General features: G+C 72.6%; 14 protein-coding genes. 12 read left to right on the top strand and 2 right to left on the bottom strand.

What is annotated here, in order from left to right; all coding sequences use genetic code 11:
- Window positions 1–97 precede the first annotated feature (97 nt).
- The 5 genes from rpsO to MHY49_RS07465 all read left to right on the top strand — a co-directional run bounded on the left by rpsO (window position 98) and on the right by MHY49_RS07465 (window position 5,626).
- Window positions 98–367 (top strand): 30S ribosomal protein S15, encoded by a 270-nt coding sequence (rpsO, locus tag MHY49_RS07485; protein ID WP_152353576.1) that lies wholly within the window; start codon window positions 98–100, stop codon window positions 365–367.
- 256 nt (window positions 368–623) lie between these two features.
- Entirely contained in the window at window positions 624–2,879 is a 2,256-nt protein-coding gene (locus MHY49_RS07480) for a polyribonucleotide nucleotidyltransferase (protein ID WP_200503627.1), read from the top strand.
- 109 nt (window positions 2,880–2,988) lie between these two features.
- The gene (locus tag MHY49_RS07475) at window positions 2,989–4,338 is read left to right on the top strand and encodes a pitrilysin family protein (RefSeq protein ID WP_239203406.1); all 1,350 of its coding nucleotides are present in this window, start codon (window positions 2,989–2,991) and stop codon (window positions 4,336–4,338) included.
- Window positions 4,339–4,394: 56 nt separating this feature from the next.
- Window positions 4,395–5,150 (top strand): 4-hydroxy-tetrahydrodipicolinate reductase, encoded by a 756-nt coding sequence (dapB, locus tag MHY49_RS07470; protein WP_239203405.1) that lies wholly within the window; start codon window positions 4,395–4,397, stop codon window positions 5,148–5,150.
- 2 nt (window positions 5,151–5,152) lie between these two features.
- Window positions 5,153–5,626 carry a hypothetical protein gene (locus MHY49_RS07465; protein ID WP_239203404.1) on the top strand — a complete coding sequence of 158 codons (474 nt, stop codon included), beginning with the start codon at window positions 5,153–5,155 and terminating at the stop codon, window positions 5,624–5,626.
- Here the strand turns inward: MHY49_RS07465 and MHY49_RS07460 are convergent, their stop codons facing one another.
- Together MHY49_RS07460 and MHY49_RS07455 are read right to left on the bottom strand one after the other, a co-directional pair.
- Window positions 5,627–5,941, bottom strand: a complete 315-nt coding sequence (locus MHY49_RS07460; RefSeq protein WP_239203403.1) for an AzlD domain-containing protein — start codon at window positions 5,939–5,941, stop codon at window positions 5,627–5,629.
- Complete coding sequence (locus tag MHY49_RS07455; protein ID WP_239203402.1) at window positions 5,938–6,732, bottom strand: AzlC family ABC transporter permease; 795 nt, start codon at window positions 6,730–6,732, stop codon at window positions 5,938–5,940. The genes MHY49_RS07460 and MHY49_RS07455 overlap by 4 nt, the downstream gene beginning before the upstream one ends.
- 69 nt (window positions 6,733–6,801) lie before the next feature.
- Here MHY49_RS07455 and MHY49_RS07450 point away from each other — a divergent pair, with 69 nt between their 5' ends.
- From MHY49_RS07450 to MHY49_RS07420, 7 genes are all read left to right on the top strand, one after another.
- Window positions 6,802–7,539 carry an HAD-IA family hydrolase gene (locus tag MHY49_RS07450; RefSeq protein ID WP_228358864.1) on the top strand — a complete coding sequence of 246 codons (738 nt, stop codon included), beginning with the start codon at window positions 6,802–6,804 and terminating at the stop codon, window positions 7,537–7,539.
- 29 nt (window positions 7,540–7,568) lie between these two features.
- A complete protein-coding gene (locus tag MHY49_RS07445) occupies window positions 7,569–8,906 on the top strand; it encodes a MurT ligase domain-containing protein (RefSeq protein WP_370646035.1) in 1,338 nt (445 codons plus the stop codon).
- 110 nt (window positions 8,907–9,016) lie between these two features.
- Window positions 9,017–9,763, top strand: a complete 747-nt coding sequence (locus MHY49_RS07440; protein WP_255719683.1) for a type 1 glutamine amidotransferase — start codon at window positions 9,017–9,019, stop codon at window positions 9,761–9,763.
- A gap of 29 nt (window positions 9,764–9,792) precedes the next feature.
- Window positions 9,793–10,524: an FAD-dependent thymidylate synthase gene (thyX, locus tag MHY49_RS07435; RefSeq protein WP_239203400.1), complete on the top strand. Its 732-nt coding sequence runs from the start codon at window positions 9,793–9,795 to the stop codon at window positions 10,522–10,524.
- A 71-nt stretch (window positions 10,525–10,595) separates the two neighbouring features.
- Entirely contained in the window at window positions 10,596–11,516 is a 921-nt protein-coding gene (dapA, locus tag MHY49_RS07430) for a 4-hydroxy-tetrahydrodipicolinate synthase (RefSeq protein ID WP_239203399.1), read from the top strand.
- A 15-nt stretch (window positions 11,517–11,531) separates the two neighbouring features.
- Window positions 11,532–13,232, top strand: a complete 1,701-nt coding sequence (locus tag MHY49_RS07425) for a ribonuclease J (protein ID WP_239203398.1) — start codon at window positions 11,532–11,534, stop codon at window positions 13,230–13,232.
- A gap of 117 nt (window positions 13,233–13,349) precedes the next feature.
- Window positions 13,350–16,448 carry a DNA translocase FtsK gene (locus tag MHY49_RS07420; RefSeq protein ID WP_239203397.1) on the top strand — a complete coding sequence of 1,033 codons (3,099 nt, stop codon included), beginning with the start codon at window positions 13,350–13,352 and terminating at the stop codon, window positions 16,446–16,448.
- Window positions 16,449–16,490 lie beyond the last annotated feature (42 nt).

Here is a 16,490-nt window from a genome sequence, read left to right as displayed (position 1 = left end):
AAGCCCGGGACGTGCCCGGAGCGCAGCAGGATCCGACACACAGAGCCCGGGAGAACAGGCCCCGGTGCGCCGCGCAACGACCGAGGGAGAAGCCGACATGGCCTTCGACTCCGCCACCAAGCAGGAGATCATCAAGGAATACGCGACCGCTGAGGGCGACACCGGTTCGCCCGAGGTCCAGATCGCGCTCCTGACCCACCGCATCACCTACCTGACCGAGCACCTCAAGGAGCACAAGCACGACCACCACACCCGTCGTGGTCTGATGCTCCTGGTCGGTCAGCGCCGCCGTCTGCTCAAGTACCTGCAGAACGTCGACATCGAGCGTTACCGTGCGCTGATCCAGCGCCTCGGCATCCGCCGGTGACACCCGCCGCCGCTCGTCCCCACGGGGCGGGCGGCGGTTCGCATCCGGCCCCGTGCCACGCGCGGGGCACGACCCGCGAGGCCGCGCCCAGAGCGCCGGCCCGCACGACCCACCAGCCCCTCGACCGTGGGCACGGTCCTCGGCAGAGACCTTCGGGAACCCCGATCCGCCCGGATCAGGAGGCTCCCCGCGGGCCCCTGACGATGGCCGCGTCCGGCGAGGGGCACCGATCCCATCGAAGGAGATCCCCATGGCCATGGAAGGCCCCGACATCACGGCGACCACCGCCGTCATCGACAACGGCAGCTACGGCACCCGCGAGGTGCGCTTCGAGACCGGCCGCCTCGCCCAGCAGGCCGCAGGCGCGGTCTCCGTGTACCTCGACGACGACACGATGGTGCTCTCGGCGACCGCCGTCTCCAACAAGCCGAAGGACAACTTCGACTTCTTCCCGCTCACGGTCGACGTCGAGGAGCGGATGTACGCCGCAGGCCGCATCCCCGGCTCGTTCTTCCGCCGCGAGGGGCGCCCGGGCACCGACGCGATCCTCGCCTGCCGCCTCACCGACCGCCCGCTGCGCCCGGCCTTCGTCAAGGGCCTGCGCAACGAGGTCCAGGTCGTCCTCACCGTCATGGCCGTCAACCCCGACGACGCCTACGACGTGGTCGGCATCAACGGCGCCTCCGCCTCCACCCAGATCTCGGGCCTGCCCTTCAACGGCCCGATCGGCGGCGTGCGCGTGGCCCTCATGCCGAGCGCCGAGGGCGGCCAGTGGGTCGCGTTCCCGACCTTCAGCCAGCTCGACGAGGCCGTGTTCTCCATGGTCGTCGCCGGTCGCATCGTCGGCGACGACGTCGCGATCATGATGGTCGAGGCCGAGGCCACCGACAACGCCTGGTCCATGATCAAGGACCAGGGCGCGATCGCCCCCACCGAGGAGGTCGTGGCCGAGGGCCTCGAGGCGTCCAAGGTCTTCATCCGCACCCTGTGCGAGGCGCAGCAGGAGCTGGCCGACGCCGCCGCCAAGCCGGTGCGCGAGTTCCCGCTCTTCCTGGACTACCAGGACGACGCCTACGAGCTGGTCGAGAAGACCGCCGCCGACCGCCTCCGCGAGGTCATGAGCATCGCCGGCAAGCAGGAGCGCGAGGAGTCCACCGACGCGCTCGCCGCCGAGGTCGTCTCCGAGCTCGGTGCCGAGGGCGCAGCCCTCGAGGGCCGCGACAAGGAGATCTCCGGCGCCTTCCGCGCGCTGACCAAGAAGGTCGTCCGCCAGAAGATCCTCACCGAGGGCGTGCGCATCGACGGTCGCGGCCTGCGCGACATCCGCCAGCTCTCGGCCGAGGTCGAGGTGCTCCCGCGCGTGCACGGCTCCGCCCTGTTCCAGCGCGGCGAGACCCAGATCCTGGGCGTGACCACGCTGAACATGCTCAAGATGGAGCAGCAGATCGACTCGCTCTCGCCGGTCCATCACAAGCGCTACATCCACCACTACAACTTCCCGCCCTTCTCGACCGGCGAGACCGGCCGCGTGGGCTCCCCGAAGCGCCGCGAGATCGGCCACGGCATGCTCGCCGAGCGCGCCCTGGTCCCGGTCCTCCCGGGCCGCGAGGAGTTCCCCTACGCGATCCGCCAGGTCTCCGAGGCGCTGGGCTCCAACGGCTCGACCTCGATGGGCTCCGTCTGCGCCTCGACCCTGTCGATGCTCAACGCCGGCGTTCCGCTCAAGGCTCCCGTCGCGGGCATCGCCATGGGCCTCGTCTCCGACACCGTGGGCGGCGAGACCAAGTACGCGGCCCTCACCGACATCCTCGGTGCGGAGGACGCCTTCGGCGACATGGACTTCAAGGTCGCCGGCACCAACGAGTTCGTCACCGCGATCCAGCTGGACACCAAGCTCGACGGGATCCCGGCCTCCGTGCTCGCCGCCGCGCTGTCCCAGGCCCGCGAGGCCCGCCTGCACATCCTGGGCGTCCTCAACGAGGCCATCGACGTGCCGGACGAGATGAGCCCGAACGCCCCGCGCGTGCTCGCGGTGACCATCCCCGTCGACAAGATCGGTGCGGTCATCGGCCCCAAGGGCCAGATGATCAACCAGATCCAGGACGACACCGGCGCCGACATCACCATCGAGGACGACGGCACCGTCTACATCGGCGCGACCGACGGCCCGTCGGCCGAGGCCGCCCGCGCGACGATCAACGCGATCGCCAACCCGATGGTCCCCGAGGTCGGCGAGCGCTACCTCGGCACCGTGGTGCGCGTGGTCGACTTCGGCGCCTTCGTCTCGCTGACCCCCGGCAAGGACGGCCTCCTGCACGTCACCCAGCTGCGCAAGCTGAACGACGGCAAGCGCGTGGACAACGTCGAGGACGTCGCGAAGGTCGGCCAGAAGATCGAGGTCGAGATCCGCGAGATCGACGCGCGCGGCAAGATCAGCCTCGCGATCGCCGAGGACGACGCCGAGGAGACGGGGTCCGACGAGGGCTCCGAGAAGGCGTCCGACTCCGAGTGAGCCCGACCGACCGCGTGAACGCGTGACCGCCGCGGGCGGCATCCCTCGACGGGGTGCCGCCCGCGCTCGCTCTCCATCTCCTCGCACCCGACCCTGGGAGGACCCTCCGGTGCCGATCGACCTGACCACTGACGCCGCAGAGCGCGACCAGCTCCTCGAGCCAGGGGGAGACGGGCCGCTCGTGCGACGCACGATCCTCCCCGGCGGCGTCCGCCTGCTCACGGAGACCGACCGCTCGGTGCGCAGCGCGACGCTCGGCCTCTGGCTGCCCGTGGGCTCGCGGGACGAGACCCCCGCCCACGCCGGCTCCACCCACGCCCTCGAGCACCTGCTGTTCAAGGGCACCGCCAGGCGCAGCGCCCTGGACATCGCGACGGCCTTCGACGAGGTCGGCGGCGAGTCCAACGCGGTCACCGCGAAGGAGCACACCGTGTACCACGGGCGCGTGCGCAGCGCCGACCTGCCGCTCGCACTGGACGTGCTCACCGACATGGTCACGTCCTCGCAGCTCGCGCCCGAGGCGCTCGAGACCGAGCGCGAGGTGATCCTCGAGGAGCTCGCGATGGCGCAGGACGATCCCACCGACTCCGGGTACGAGGAGTTCCTCGCCCAGGTGCTCGGGCCCGACACCCCGATGGGACGCCCCGTCGGCGGGACCCTCGAGACCGTCAGCGCGCTCACCGACGCCGACGTGCGCGCGCACTTCGCCGACCACTACAGGCCCCAGAACCTCGTGGTCACCGCCGTCGGCGACCTCGACCACGACGAGCTCGCCGGGCGCCTCGCCGACCGCCTGGCCGCGGGCGGCTGGGACCTCCCGGAGGGCGTCGCTCCGTCGGAGCGTCGGCCCGCCCTCGAGCGCTCGCTGCCCGCCGCCGGCGCGACGCCCGGACCGGCATCGGCCGTCGTCCCGCACCGCATCGTGCGCCCCCTCGAGCAGACCCACATCTACCTGGGCGGGCCGTCGATCTGCGCGACCAGCGAGGACCGCCACACGATGAACGTGCTGATGGCGATCCTCGGCGGTGGCATGTCCTCGCGGCTGTTCCAGCACATCCGCGAGGAGCGCGGGCTGGTCTACACCGTCTACTCCTTCAGCGCCGCCTACCGCGACGCGGGCCTGTTCGGCATGTACGCCGCCTGCCGGCCCTCGCGCGCCGAGCAGGTCGTCGAGCTCATGGGGGCCGAGATCGAGCAGATGCGCGATCACGGCGTCACCGACGAGGAGATGCGCCGCGCGCTCGGGCAGATCACGGGCGCTCTCGCGCTCGGTCTCGAGGACACCGCGTCGCGGATGGGGCGCCTGGGCAGCCTCGAGCTCGTCCAGGGCCGCTACTCGACGGTCGACGAGGCACTCGAGAAGATGGCCGGCGTGACCGCCCAGGACGTGCGGGACCTCGCCGCGCGCCTCGCCGAGTCGTTCACCACCCGGGTCGACGTCGGCCCCGAGGCCGGCTGAGCCGCCGGCTCCGCCCCGCACACCGCATCCCACCGCCCTCCCGGAAGGAACCCACCATGTCGCAGAGCATCCGCGTCGCCGTCCTCGGCGCCCACGGTCGCATGGGCAGCGCCGCCTGCACCGCCCTCGAGGAGGCCGACGGCCTCGAGCTCGTCGCCCGCATCGGCAGCTCCGACCCGCTCGACGCCGCGGCCGACGCCGGCGCGCAGGTCGTCGTCGACCTCACCGTCCCCGCCGTCACCAAGCGCAACGTGCTCTGGGCGATCGAGCACGGGATCCACGCCGTGGTCGGCGCGACCGGCTGGGACGAGGAGTCCCTCGCCGAGGTCCGCGCCGCGCTCGGCGAGCACCCGAGCACCGGTGTGCTCATCGCACCGAACTTCGCGATCGGCGCCGTCCTGGTGATGCGCTTCGCCGAGGCCGCGGCCCGCTACTACGAGAGCGCCGAGGTGATCGAGATGCACCATCCCGACAAGCTCGACGCGCCCTCGGGGACCGCCCGCCACACCGCCGCCGCGATCGCCCGCGGCCGCGAGGCCGGGGGACTGGGGGCCGTGCCCGACGCGACGCAGAAGGACGAGCTCGGTGCGCGGGGCGCGGTCGTCGACGGCATCCACGTGCACGCCGTCCGCCAGCGCGGCCTCGTCGCCCACGAGGTCGTCCAGTTCGGCGGGGTCGGCGAGCAGCTCGAGCTGCGCCACGACTCCTTCGATCGCGTGTCCTTCATGCCCGGTGTGCTGCTGGGCGTGCGCGAGGTCGGCTCCCGTCCCGGGCTCACCGTGGGCCTCGACGGCTACATGGACCTCGGCTGAGCATGCGCGCGAAGATCGGTGTCGCCCTGCTGCTGCTGGTCACGGCGGCCTACTGCTGGGGCCTGCTCTGGATCGCGACCGGCTTCGCGCGCGCAGGCGGCGTGATCGGCTGGGGGCTGGCAGCGGGCCTCGTCGTGCTGCTCGTCCTCACCGTGTGGGTGACCTGGCGCGAGGTCCTGTTCGGGCTGCGCGCAGGACGGCTCGCCCGGCTCTACGGCGCGGCGCGCTTCGAGCCCCGGGCCGACGACGGGACCGGAGTCCGTGCGGAGCAGGACCCCGTCGCCCAGCGCGATGCGCGCAGGGCCGCGGCCCGCGCCGAGTTCGAGGCGGCGCGCGACGCCGTCCAGGACGGGGGAGAGGACGACTGGCGGGCCTGGTACCGCCTGGGCCTGGCCTACTCCGCGAACCGGGACACCCGCGACGCCCGCGCCGCCGTGCGCCGGGCGATCGCCGTGGAGGCCGGTCGCGGGGTGTGATCAGCCCCAGCCGAGCGCCCGGCAGAGCGCCGCGACCACGGCAGCCGCGATCACGACCACCAGGAAGGGCGCGCGCAGGGCGAGCAGCAGCGCGGCGACCGCGAGCGCGGGCAGGCGGGCGTCGGCCATCAGCTGCTGGCCGTCGGCCGCGGCCTGGGTGGCGACCAGCGCGCCCAGCAGCGCGACGGGCAGCAGGGACGTGACCCGCGCGATGCGCGGCTTCTCGAGCACTCCCGGCGGAACCTGGTAGCCGATCCACTTCTGCGCGAAGGACAGCACCGCCGCTGCGATCACGCCCGCCCACAGCCAGCTCATGCCTGCTCACCGTCCTCGTCCGTCGCGTCGACCCGATCCCCATCGGCCCTCCTGCGACGCGGCAGCAGCCCGACGACCACGGCGACCAGCGCCGCAGCGAGCACCGGCAGGCCGGCCGGCAGGACGGGCGTCGCGATCAGCGCGATGAACGCCGCGGCGACGGCGACGGCCACCACGTCCTTCGAGACCAGGCGCGGCCACAGCAGCCCCAGGAACGCCGCGGCGGCCGCGGCATCCAGGCCCCATGCGCCTGGATCGCCGACGCTCTGGCCGATCAGCGCTCCCACCAAGGAGAACAGGTTCCAGAAGACGTAGACCGCGATGCCTGCCGCCCAGAAGCCGGCGCGCTTGGCGGCCGGGGGTCCGGCGGTCGCGGCCACGGCTGCGGACTCGTCGATCGTGAGCAGGGAGCGCGCGGCCCCCTTCGCCCCGCCTCGGGGCAGGGTCGGCGCGAGGACGAGGCCGTAGAGGGTGTTGCGGATGCCCAGAAGCACGGCGGCCAGCGCCGCGCCCAGGGCGCTGCCGCCGCCTCCGATCACGCCCACGAAGGCGAACTGGCTGCCGCCGGTGAACATGATCGCCGAGAGCACCATCGCCTGCCACACGTCGAGCCCCGAGGCGGTCGCGAGCGCCCCGAAGGAGATCCCGTACAGACCCGTCGCGACCCCCACGGACAGCCCCTTGCGGCGGGCGGCCGAGACGGCGAGGGACACCGATGCGGCGTCCGGCGACGGCGCCTCGTGGGCGCTCCGCGCGGCGGGGGAGCGGTCGCTCGGATCGTGCGTGTTCATGACCCGTCCACAGTAACCGGGGAGTTTCCCGCATGCGCAGGTCGCACGGGGTATGAGACCGTGGGAAGCATGAACGCAGCCGCCGCCGCGGGCGCCCCCGAGGGGGACGCTCAGGCCCCCCAGGACCCCTTCCCCCTCGACGTCGACGCCCTGCTGCTCGACATGGACGGGACCCTCGTCGATTCGGGCCCCTCGGTGGAGCGCGCCTGGACGAAGCTGTTCGAGGAGCACGGCTCGAACCGGACCTTCGACCACACCCTCCACGGCATGCCCGCCCGAGGGGTGCTCGCCGACGTCTTCCCCGACATGCCGGCCGACGAGATCGAGGCCGCCCACGCGCGTGTCGAGGACCTGGAGGTCGAGGACGCCAAGCGGATCTCGATCCTCCCGGGCACGGCCCGGCTGATCGGCGAGCTGCAGTCCGCCGCCGAGCAGCTCGGTCGGCCCACCTGGACGATCGTGACCTCCTGCACGCGGCGCCTGTTCGAGGCCCGCTGGGCGATCACCGACCTGCCCTACCCCGAGGAGACCCTCGTCACCGCCGACCAGGTGAGCCGCGGCAAGCCCGATCCGGAGCCGTACGTGCTCGGCGCCGAGCGCCTGGGTGCGGATCCCTCCCGAGCGCTCGTGATCGAGGACTCCCTGGGAGGGCTCGCGTCCGCCCGTGCCGCGGGATGCCCGGCGATCGCGGTGACCACGACCACCCTCGCGCACGAGCTCGCGCCCCACGCCGAGGCGCTCCTGACCTCGCTCGACGACGTCGCCGTAGAGGTCCACGAGGGACGCCTGCGCGTCGTCCGCCGCTGAGGGCGTCGCCCGCTCCCGGCTCCAGTACGATGCCGAGCATGCGTTCCGCTCTCACCGTGGCCGCCGGCCGTGCCGCGCGCCGTCTGGCCAGACTCCGCGGCGGGGGCCGCGGGGGCAGCGCCTTCCCCGGACTCGTGGTCGAGAGGATCGACCCCGGCTTCCTCGCGCGCACCCTCGAGGAGCTGCCGCTGGGCGTGGTCGTCGTCTCCGGCACCAACGGGAAGACCACCACCACGAAGATCCTGGTGGAGCTGCTGCGCTCCCAGGGCCTGCGGGTCTTCACCAACCCCACCGGCTCCAACTTCGTGCGCGGCGTCGCGGCGGCCCTGCTCACCGAGGTCGACGCCCGCGGCCGCCTCGCCGCCGACATCGCCGTGCTCGAGCTCGACGAGGCCCACGCCGTGCACTTCGTGCGCCAGGTGCGCCCGCGCGCGAGCCTGCTGCTGAACGTCATGCGCGACCAGCTCGACCGCTTCGGGGAGATCGACCACACCGCCGACCTCCTGCACACCGTCGCGAAGGCCAGCACCGAGCTCGTCGTCCTCAACGGCGACGACCCCCGCCTGTCCGCGGCGCGCTTCACCGACGACCTGGGTGCTCGCGTCGAGCGCTTCGGGATCGGGGAGGGGCTGCGCCGCGTCTTCCTCTCCGACGACGACCTGCGCCGCGAGGACGCCGGGGGCGCGATGCTCGAGGACGCGGGCCTCGGCGCCGGCCCCGCCGCCGACGCGCAGACCCCCGCCACGCGGCTCGAGGCCATCGACGGGCGCCGTGCCCGCATCCTCGTCGACGGCGAGGAGCACGAGGTCGAGTTCGTGCTGCCCGGCGTGCACAACATGCTCAACGCCACCGGCGCCCTGGCGCTCGCCTCCTCCCTGCTCGGGGCCGACGCGGACCTCCCGGCCCTGCTGCGCGCCCTCGCGCACGTGCGCGCCGCCTTCGGCCGCGGCGAGATGCTCGAGGTCGACGGCGTCCCCCTCGAGCTGGCCCTCGTGAAGAACCCCGCCGGCTTCCGGATGAGCCTGCTGAGCGCGGGCACGGACCCGGCGGAGACGATGATCGCGATCAACGACGAGTACGCCGACGGCCGGGACATGTCATGGCTCTGGGACGTCGACTTCAGCGCCCTGCGTGCGAGCGGCGTGCACGTGGTCAGCGGCGTGCGCGCCTACGACATGGCCCTGCGCCTGCGCTACGACGAGGTGCTCGTGGACGGCGTCGAGACGGACCTCGGGCCGGCCGTGCGGTCGCTGATCGACGCCGCCCGCGCGAGCGGCCGGCCGATGCGCATCTTCTGCACCTACACCGCGATGCTCGCCGTGCGCGCGCAGCTCTCGCGGATCACCCACGTGGAGACGGTCCTGTGAGCACGAACGAGCACCCCGCCCCGTCGGCCCCGCGCAGCGCGGGGACCGGCCCGGACCTCACCCCCGTCCCGACGCCGCACCGGCAGCCCGCGCGCGAGGACGCCCCGGCGCTGCGGATCCTGCAGCTCTACCCCTCCGAGATGAACATCTACGGCGACTGGGGGAACACCCTCACGCTGATCCGGCGCGCACAGTGGAGCGGCTTCGAGGTCGAGCTGCTGGCCCACGAGGTCGGCGACCGGCTCCCCGCGGACGTGGACCTCGTGGTCGCGGGCGGCGGCCAGGACTCCGGCCAGGTGCGCATCGCCGCCGACCTCCTCTCCCACGGCCCCGCGATCCGCGAGTGGGCCGAGCAGGACGTCCCCATGCTCGCCGTGTGCGGCTCCTACCAGCTGTTCGGGCACGTGTTCGTGCCGGCGACCGGGGACACGGCCGACGAGCCGCTGACCGGCATCTCCCTGCTGGACGTCGAGACCCGCGGCAGCAGCACCCGCCTGATCGGCAACCTCACCGTCGAGACCGAGCGCTTCGGACCCGTGGTGGGCTACGAGAACCACTCCGGGCTGACCACCCTCGGGGCGGACTGCACGGCGCTCGGCTCCGTGCGCGCCTTCGGCCAGGAGAGCTCGCGCGCGGGCGGGAACAACGGGGCCGACGGCACCGAGGGCGCGGTGCACCGCGAGGTCATCGGCACCTACCTGCACGGCTCCGTGCTCCCCAAGAACCCGGCGCTCGCCGACCACCTGCTCGCCGCGGCCGTGCGCCACCGGGTGGGGGAGGACGCGTACACCGCGCCCGACCTGGAGGGGATCGTCACCCAGCGCGCCCGCGACATCGCCATGTCCCGGCCTCGCTGAGGCCTCCGCCTCGACTACCCTGGGGAACCATGAGCGACAGCGAGAGCGACATCGTCTTCCGGTCCGACATGACCGTCCAGCTGGTGCGGTCGGCGGCGCAGGACGGCGACGTCGTCTTCGCGGCCCGCGTCTCGACCCAGGGGGAGAAGACGCTGGCCACCGCGGGCGAGGACGCGAGCGAGCGCGACAAGGGCCTGATCCGGTTCCTCATGCGCGACCGCCACGGCAGCCCCTTCGAGCACAACAGCTTCACCTTCTACGTCGAGGCGCCGATCTTCGTGTTCCGCGAGTTCATGCGCCACCGCATGGCCTCCTACAACGAGGAGTCCGGCCGCTACCGGAAGATGCGGCCGGTGTTCTACGTGCCCGGCCCCGAGCGCAACCTCCAGCAGGTCGGCAAGCCCGGCGCCTACACCTTCGAGCCCGGCACCCCCGAGCAGCACGCGATCGTCACCGAGACCGTGCGCGCGCAGTCGACCTCGGCCTACGAGGGCTACCGCCGGATGCTCGAGGCGGGCGTCGCCCGCGAGGTCGCCCGCACGGTGCTGCCGCTGAACCTGTACTCCTCGATGTACGTCACCGTGAACGCGCGCAGCATGATGAACTTCCTGAGCCTGCGCACCCAGCGCCCCGACTCGGCGTTCCCCTCCTTCCCGCAGCGCGAGATCGAGATGGTCGCCGAGCTCATGGAGCAGCACTTCGCCGAGAAGATGCCGCTCACGCACGCCGCCTTCGAGGCGGGCGGCCGCGTCGCACCCTGACGCGCCCGCACGCCGCACCCGCATCCCCATCAGGCAGTCCCACCAGCCAGGCAGTCCCACCAGGAGGACAGATGACCGTCCAGCCCGCACCGGCAGCACGGCCCTTCGGCACCGTCGGCACCGCGATGGTCACCCCTTTCACCGAGGACGGTGAGAAGCTCGACCTGGATGCGGCGCAGGCCGTCGCCGCGCACCTCGTCGCGCACGGCAACGACTGCCTCGTGGTCAACGGGACGACGGGCGAGTCGCCCACCACGAGCGACGCGGAGAAGATCGCCCTGGTCAGGGCAGTTCGCGAGGCCGTCGGCCCCGAGATCACGCTGCTCGCGGGCGTCGGCAGCAACGACACCCGCCACAGCATCGAGCTCGCGCGCGCCCACGCGGACCTCGACCTGCAGGGCCTGCTCGTCGTCACGCCCTACTACTCGAAGCCCTCCCAGGACGGCATCATCGCGCACACCGAGCAGGTGGCCGACGCCACCGAGCTGCCGATCCTGCTCTACGACATCCCCGGCCGCAGCGGCGTCCCGCTCGCGCACGAGACGCTCCTGCGCCTCGCCCAGCACGAGCGGATCCTCGCGGTCAAGGACGCCAAGGGCGACCTCCAACAGGCCGCCCTGGTCACCGCCCAGTCCGACCTCGTGTACTACTCGGGGGAGGACGCCCTGAACCTCGCCTGGCTCGCCGTCGGAGCGGCCGGCATCGTCTCGGTCGTCGGCCACGTCGCCGGTGATCTCGAGGCGCAGATGGTCGCCGCCGTCCAGGCCGGCGACCTCCCCGCTGCCCAGCAGCTCAACCGCCGCCTGGCCCCCGTGGTCGAGGCGGTCATGACCCGCATGCCCGGCGCGGTCGCCGCGAAGACGGCCCTGGTGCTCCAGGGCGTCCTCCCGCACGCGACCGTCCGCGGCCCCCTCGCCCCTGCGAGCGCACCCCAGATGGCCGAGCTCAGAGAATCGCTCGCCGCCGTCGAGGGGATCCCGCCGCTCGTCTGAACACCGGAAGGACCCATGACACTCACCACTCCCTTCAGCGAGCGGCTCCAGCAGCCCCGCAAGCCCGCCAAGGACACCCTGCGGATCATCCCGCTGGGCGGCCTCGGCGACGTGGGCCGCAACATGACCGTCTTCGACTACAACGGGCGCCTGCTCGTCGTCGACTGCGGCGTGCTGTTCCCCGAGGAGTCCCAGCCCGGCGTGGACCTGATCCTGCCGGACTTCCAGTACCTCGAGGACCGCCTCGACGACATCGCGGCGATCGTCCTCACCCACGGCCACGAGGACCACATCGGCGCCGTGCCCTACCTGCTGCGCCTCAAGCCCGACATCCCCGTCGTCGGCAGCCAGCTCACCCTCGCGTTCATCGAGGCCAAGCTGCGCGAGCACCGCATCAAGCCGTACACCCTCGCCGTCAAGGAGGGGGACAGCGAGAGCTTCGGCCCCTTCGACTGCGAGTTCGTCGCCGTCAACCACTCGATCCCCGACGCGCTCGCCGTGTACATCCAGACCCCCGCCGGGACCGTCCTGCACACCGGCGACTTCAAGATGGACCAGCTGCCGCTCGACGGCCGCATCACCGACCTGCGCGCCTTCGCGCGCCTGGGCGAGAAGGGCGTCGACCTGTTCATGGTCGACTCCACGAACGCCGAGGTCCCGGGCTTCACGACCGCCGAGCGGGAGATCGGCCCGGTCATCGACTCGATCTTCGCGCGCTCGCGCCAGAAGATCGTCGTGGCATCGTTCTCGAGCCACGTCCACCGCGTCCAGCAGGTCCTCGACGCCGCCGCGAAGCACGGCCGCAAGGTCGCCTTCGTGGGCCGCTCGATGGTGCGCAACATGGGCATCGCCTCGGACATGGGCTACCTCGACGTGCCGCCGAACACCCTCGTGGACGTCAAGAAGATCGACTCCCTGCCCGACGAGAAGGTCGTGCTCATGTGCACGGGCAGCCAGGGCGAGCCGATGGCCGCGCTGGGCCGGATCGCGAACAGCGACCACCGCGTCTCGGTGGGCCCCGGGGACGTCGTGATCCTCGCGAGCTCCCTGATCCCCGGCAACGAGAACGCGGTCTTCCGGATCGTCAACGGCCTGATGGCCCTCGGCGCCGAGGTGGTCCACCAGGGCAGCGCTCGCGTGCACGTCTCCGGGCACGCGAGCTCGGGGGAGCTCCTGTACTGCTACAACATCGTGCGGCCGAAGAACGTCATGCCCGTGCACGGCGAGGTCCGCCACCTCATCGCCAACGGTCGCATCGCCGAGTCCTCGGGCGTGCCCTCCGACCACGTGGTCCTCGCGCACGACGGCTCCGTGGTCGACCTCAAGGACGGGAGCGCGAAGGTCGTGGGCGAGATCCCCAACGGCTACGTGTACGTGGACGGATCCAGCATCGGCGAGATCTCCGAGGCCGACCTCAAGGATCGCCGCATCCTCGCCGATGAGGGCTTCATCTCCCTGTTCACCGTGGTCAGCTCCGAGACCGGCGAGATCCTCGCGGGCCCGGAGATCCACGCCCGCGGCGTCGCGGAGGACACGGCCGTCTTCGAGAAGATCCGCCCCGACATCGTCAAGGCCCTCGAGAAGGCCCTCGCCGAGCAGACCGGCAAGCGCGACACGCACCAGCTGCAGCAGGTCATGCGGCGGGTCGTGGGCCGCTACGTGGGCCAGCGCCTGCGCCGCCGCCCGATGATCATCCCGGTGGTCGTCGAGGCCTGATCGGGCCGGCGCACGCCGTGCCGGACGTCCCGGATCCCGCTCGCCCCGAGCGGGATCCGGGACGTCTCCGTGTCGCCGCACCCGGGTCCGACGGGCCCGAGAGGGTAGATTGGCCCCATGGCGACACGTACGTCTTCCCCCGCACGTGCGTCGAAGGGCTCGTCCCGGACCTCGTCCTCCCGCTCCTCGCAAGGAGCCGGCGCGGCCGCCCACGATCCGTCGACGCTCCCGCTCCCGGTGCGCGCAGTCCGCGCCGGGTACCTCGGCATCGCCCGCGCGATCGGCGGATTCATCCGCGCGATCGGCGTGGCCCGCTGGGAGGTCCCCTTCGACCAGCGCCGTGACGGCTACGCCCTGTTCCTGCTGCTGATCGCGGCCCTCGTGGCGACCCGCGAGTGGTTCCGCGCGCCCGGCGCGCTGTTCGACGGCGTGCACGCGGTGGTCGGCGGGACCTTCGGCATCGCCTCCGTCGCGGTGCCCCTGCTCGCGATCGGCTGGGCGCTGCGCATGTTCCGGCGCCCCGACTTCGTGCGCGCGAACACGCGCATCGCCCTGGGCGTCGCCCTGCTCATGGTCTCGTTCTCCGCGATCGCCTCGATCCACGCCCGCATGCCCGCCCCGTCCGACGGGATCGACGCGCTCGCCTCCGGCGGCGGGGTCCTCGGCTACCTGGGCGCCGCGCCCCTCGAGGCCCTCGTGCCGGCCCCCGTGGTGATCGCCGTCTACGTCCTCGTGGCCCTGTTCGCGGTGCTCGTGCTCACCGCCACGCCCGTCGAGGCGCTGCCCTCACGGATCCGCGGGGTGTACGCGAGCCTCGTCGGCCACAGCGAGGAGGAGGACGCCGAGCGCGAGAGCTTCGGACTGCGCCCGCGCCGCTCCGCCGCCCCCGCCGCGACCGAGGAGCAGGCGGAGACCGCGCCCAAGCCCCGTCGCCGCCGCACCAAGAAGGAGATCGCCGAGGACGCCGCGCGCGACCACGACGAGTTCGGCTACGCCGGCGACGAGGCCTTCTCCGGCGCCGTGCAGGACGACGAGGACGCCGCCGGCGGCCGCCGCTCCCGCGGTGCCCGCACCCGCAAGGGCTCCCGCGCCGCGGACGGCGCCGAGGGCACCGACAGCACCGAGGTGTTCGACGTCGTCGCCGACGAGAACGCCCGCGCCAAGGGGTTCCCCGGGAAGACCGCGGCCCTCCCGGCCGGCGGCGCCGGGGCCGACGGGCGCACCGCGCCGATGCCGGCCTCCGGTGCGCGCGGTCAGAAGGGCGCACGCGGTCAGAGCGCCGCGGGCGCGCAGGACGGCCAGCAGACCCGCCAGGCCCCGTCGGCGGCCGCGGCCTCGAAGGCGGCGCAGGAGGAGCGGCCCGAGATCATCCTCCCGCCCAGCGGGGACCTGCCGCGCGCGGGGGAGCAGCTCGAGCTCGCGGGCGACGTCGTCTACACCCTCCCGGACTCGTCGTTCCTCCTCGAGGGCCCGCCCGCGAAGTCCCGCTCCGAGGCCAACGACCGCGTGGTCGAGGCCCTCGGCGAGGTCTTCGCCCAGTTCAACGTCAACGCGGAGGTCGTCGGCTTCTCGCGCGGCCCGACGGTCACCCGCTACGAGGTCGAGCTCGCGCCCGGCACGAAGGTCGAGAAGGTCACCGCGCTCGACAAGAACATCTCGTACGCGGTCGCGAGCTCGGACGTGCGCATCCTCTCGCCGATCCCGGGCAAGAAGGCCATCGGCATCGAGATCCCGAACACCGACCGCGAGACCGTCGCCCTCGGCGACGTGCTGCGCAGCCCCGTCGCGACCCGCAACGAGCACCCGATGGTGATGGGCGTGGGCAAGGACGTCGAGGGCGGCTACGTCGTCGCGAACCTCGCGAAGATGCCGCACATGCTGGTCGCGGGCGCCACCGGCTCGGGCAAGTCGAGCCTCGTGAACGCGATGATCACCTCGATCCTCATGCGCGCCACCCCGGAGGAGGTGCGCATGGTGCTCGTGGACCCCAAGCGCGTGGAGCTCACGATCTACGAGGGCATCCCGCACCTCATCACGCCGATCATCACCAACCCGAAGAAGGCCGCCGAGGCCCTCGAGTGGGTCGTCAAGGAGATGGACGCCCGCTACGACGACCTCGCGACCTTCGGCTTCAAGCACATCGACGACTTCAACAAGGCCGTGCGCGCCGGGGAGGTCGAGGTGCCCGCGGGCAGCGAGCGGCGCCTCGCCCCGTACCCGTACCTGCTGGTCGTCGTCGACGAGCTCGCGGACCTGATGATGGTCGCCCCGCGCGACGTCGAGGCCTCGATCCAGCGCATCACGCAGCTGGCCCGCGCCGCCGGCATCCACCTCGTGCTCGCGACCCAGCGTCCGAGCGTCGACGTGGTCACCGGCATCATCAAGGCGAACGTGCCCAGCCGCCTGGCCTTCTCGACCTCCTCCCTCCAGGACTCCCGCGTGATCCTGGATTCCCCCGGGGCCGAGAAGCTCATCGGGCAGGGCGACGCCCTGTTCCACCCGATGGGCAAGGCCAAGCCGATGCGCGCCCAGGTCGCCTGGGTCAACGAGTCGGAGATCCACAAGGTCGTCGACCATGTCAAGAAGCAGATGAAGCCGCACTACCGCGAGGACGTCACCGTCGCCGCGGCCAAGAAGCAGATCGACGACGACATCGGCGACGATCTCGAGGTGCTGCTGCAGGCGGCCGAGCTCGTGGTGACCACGCAGTTCGGCTCGACCTCCATGCTGCAGCGCAAGCTCCGCGTCGGCTTCGCCAAGGCCGGCCGCCTGATGGACCTGCTTGAGTCCCGCGAGATCGTCGGCCCGTCGATCGGCTCGAAGTCCCGCGACGTCCTCGTCGGCCCCGACGACCTCGCCGGCGCCGTCGCCCGCATCAAGGGCGAGGACGACCCCGGGTCAGCGGGCCGCGCCCCCTCGGACTCCGACGCCCCCTTCGACTCCGGCACCGACGTGGGCGACGGGGCCGGGTACTCCGAGGACGCGTACGACGACGCCGGCTACGGCGGGGCGGACGAGGGCGACGACGGCTCCGGGGACGCACCCGCGGGGCCCGTCGGACCCGCCCCCACCGCCTCGGCGCAGGGCGGCGCCCCCGACCGCTACCGCCAGGACCCGCTCGCCCACGACGCGGGCGACGTCGCGACCGACTACTACGACGACTACGACTCCGCGGAGGGAGAGAGCGAGGACGCCTGGCAGCTCACCGGCAGGTGAGCCGCCGGCGCCCGAGCGATCGACACCGCGAGTCCCGACCGG

It is taken from the genome of Brachybacterium sp. ACRRE, assembly GCF_022346485.1.
GTDB classification, from domain to species: Bacteria; Actinomycetota; Actinomycetes; order Actinomycetales; family Dermabacteraceae; genus Brachybacterium; species Brachybacterium halotolerans.
This window is presented reverse-complemented; position numbering and strand designations above follow the sequence as displayed.

What these genes read in the sequence shown, in the direction of transcription:
- rpsO (WP_152353576.1), top strand. Translation starts at nt 98, where the DNA reads ATGGCCTTCGACTCCGCCACCAAGCAGGAGATCATCAAGGAATACGCG.
- MHY49_RS07480 (WP_200503627.1), top strand. Translation starts at nt 624, where the DNA reads ATGGAAGGCCCCGACATCACGGCGACCACCGCCGTCATCGACAACGGC.
- dapB (WP_239203405.1), top strand. Translation starts at nt 4,395, where the DNA reads ATGTCGCAGAGCATCCGCGTCGCCGTCCTCGGCGCCCACGGTCGCATG.
- MHY49_RS07465 (WP_239203404.1), top strand. Translation starts at nt 5,153, where the DNA reads ATGCGCGCGAAGATCGGTGTCGCCCTGCTGCTGCTGGTCACGGCGGCC.
- MHY49_RS07460 (WP_239203403.1), bottom strand. Translation starts at nt 5,941, where the DNA reads ATGAGCTGGCTGTGGGCGGGCGTGATCGCAGCGGCGGTGCTGTCCTTC.
- MHY49_RS07455 (WP_239203402.1), bottom strand. Translation starts at nt 6,732, where the DNA reads ATGAACACGCACGATCCGAGCGACCGCTCCCCCGCCGCGCGGAGCGCC.
- MHY49_RS07450 (WP_228358864.1), top strand. Translation starts at nt 6,802, where the DNA reads ATGAACGCAGCCGCCGCCGCGGGCGCCCCCGAGGGGGACGCTCAGGCC.
- MHY49_RS07445 (WP_370646035.1), top strand. Translation starts at nt 7,569, where the DNA reads ATGCCGAGCATGCGTTCCGCTCTCACCGTGGCCGCCGGCCGTGCCGCG.
- thyX (WP_239203400.1), top strand. Translation starts at nt 9,793, where the DNA reads ATGAGCGACAGCGAGAGCGACATCGTCTTCCGGTCCGACATGACCGTC.
- dapA (WP_239203399.1), top strand. Translation starts at nt 10,596, where the DNA reads ATGACCGTCCAGCCCGCACCGGCAGCACGGCCCTTCGGCACCGTCGGC.
- MHY49_RS07425 (WP_239203398.1), top strand. Translation starts at nt 11,532, where the DNA reads ATGACACTCACCACTCCCTTCAGCGAGCGGCTCCAGCAGCCCCGCAAG.
- MHY49_RS07420 (WP_239203397.1), top strand. Translation starts at nt 13,350, where the DNA reads ATGGCGACACGTACGTCTTCCCCCGCACGTGCGTCGAAGGGCTCGTCC.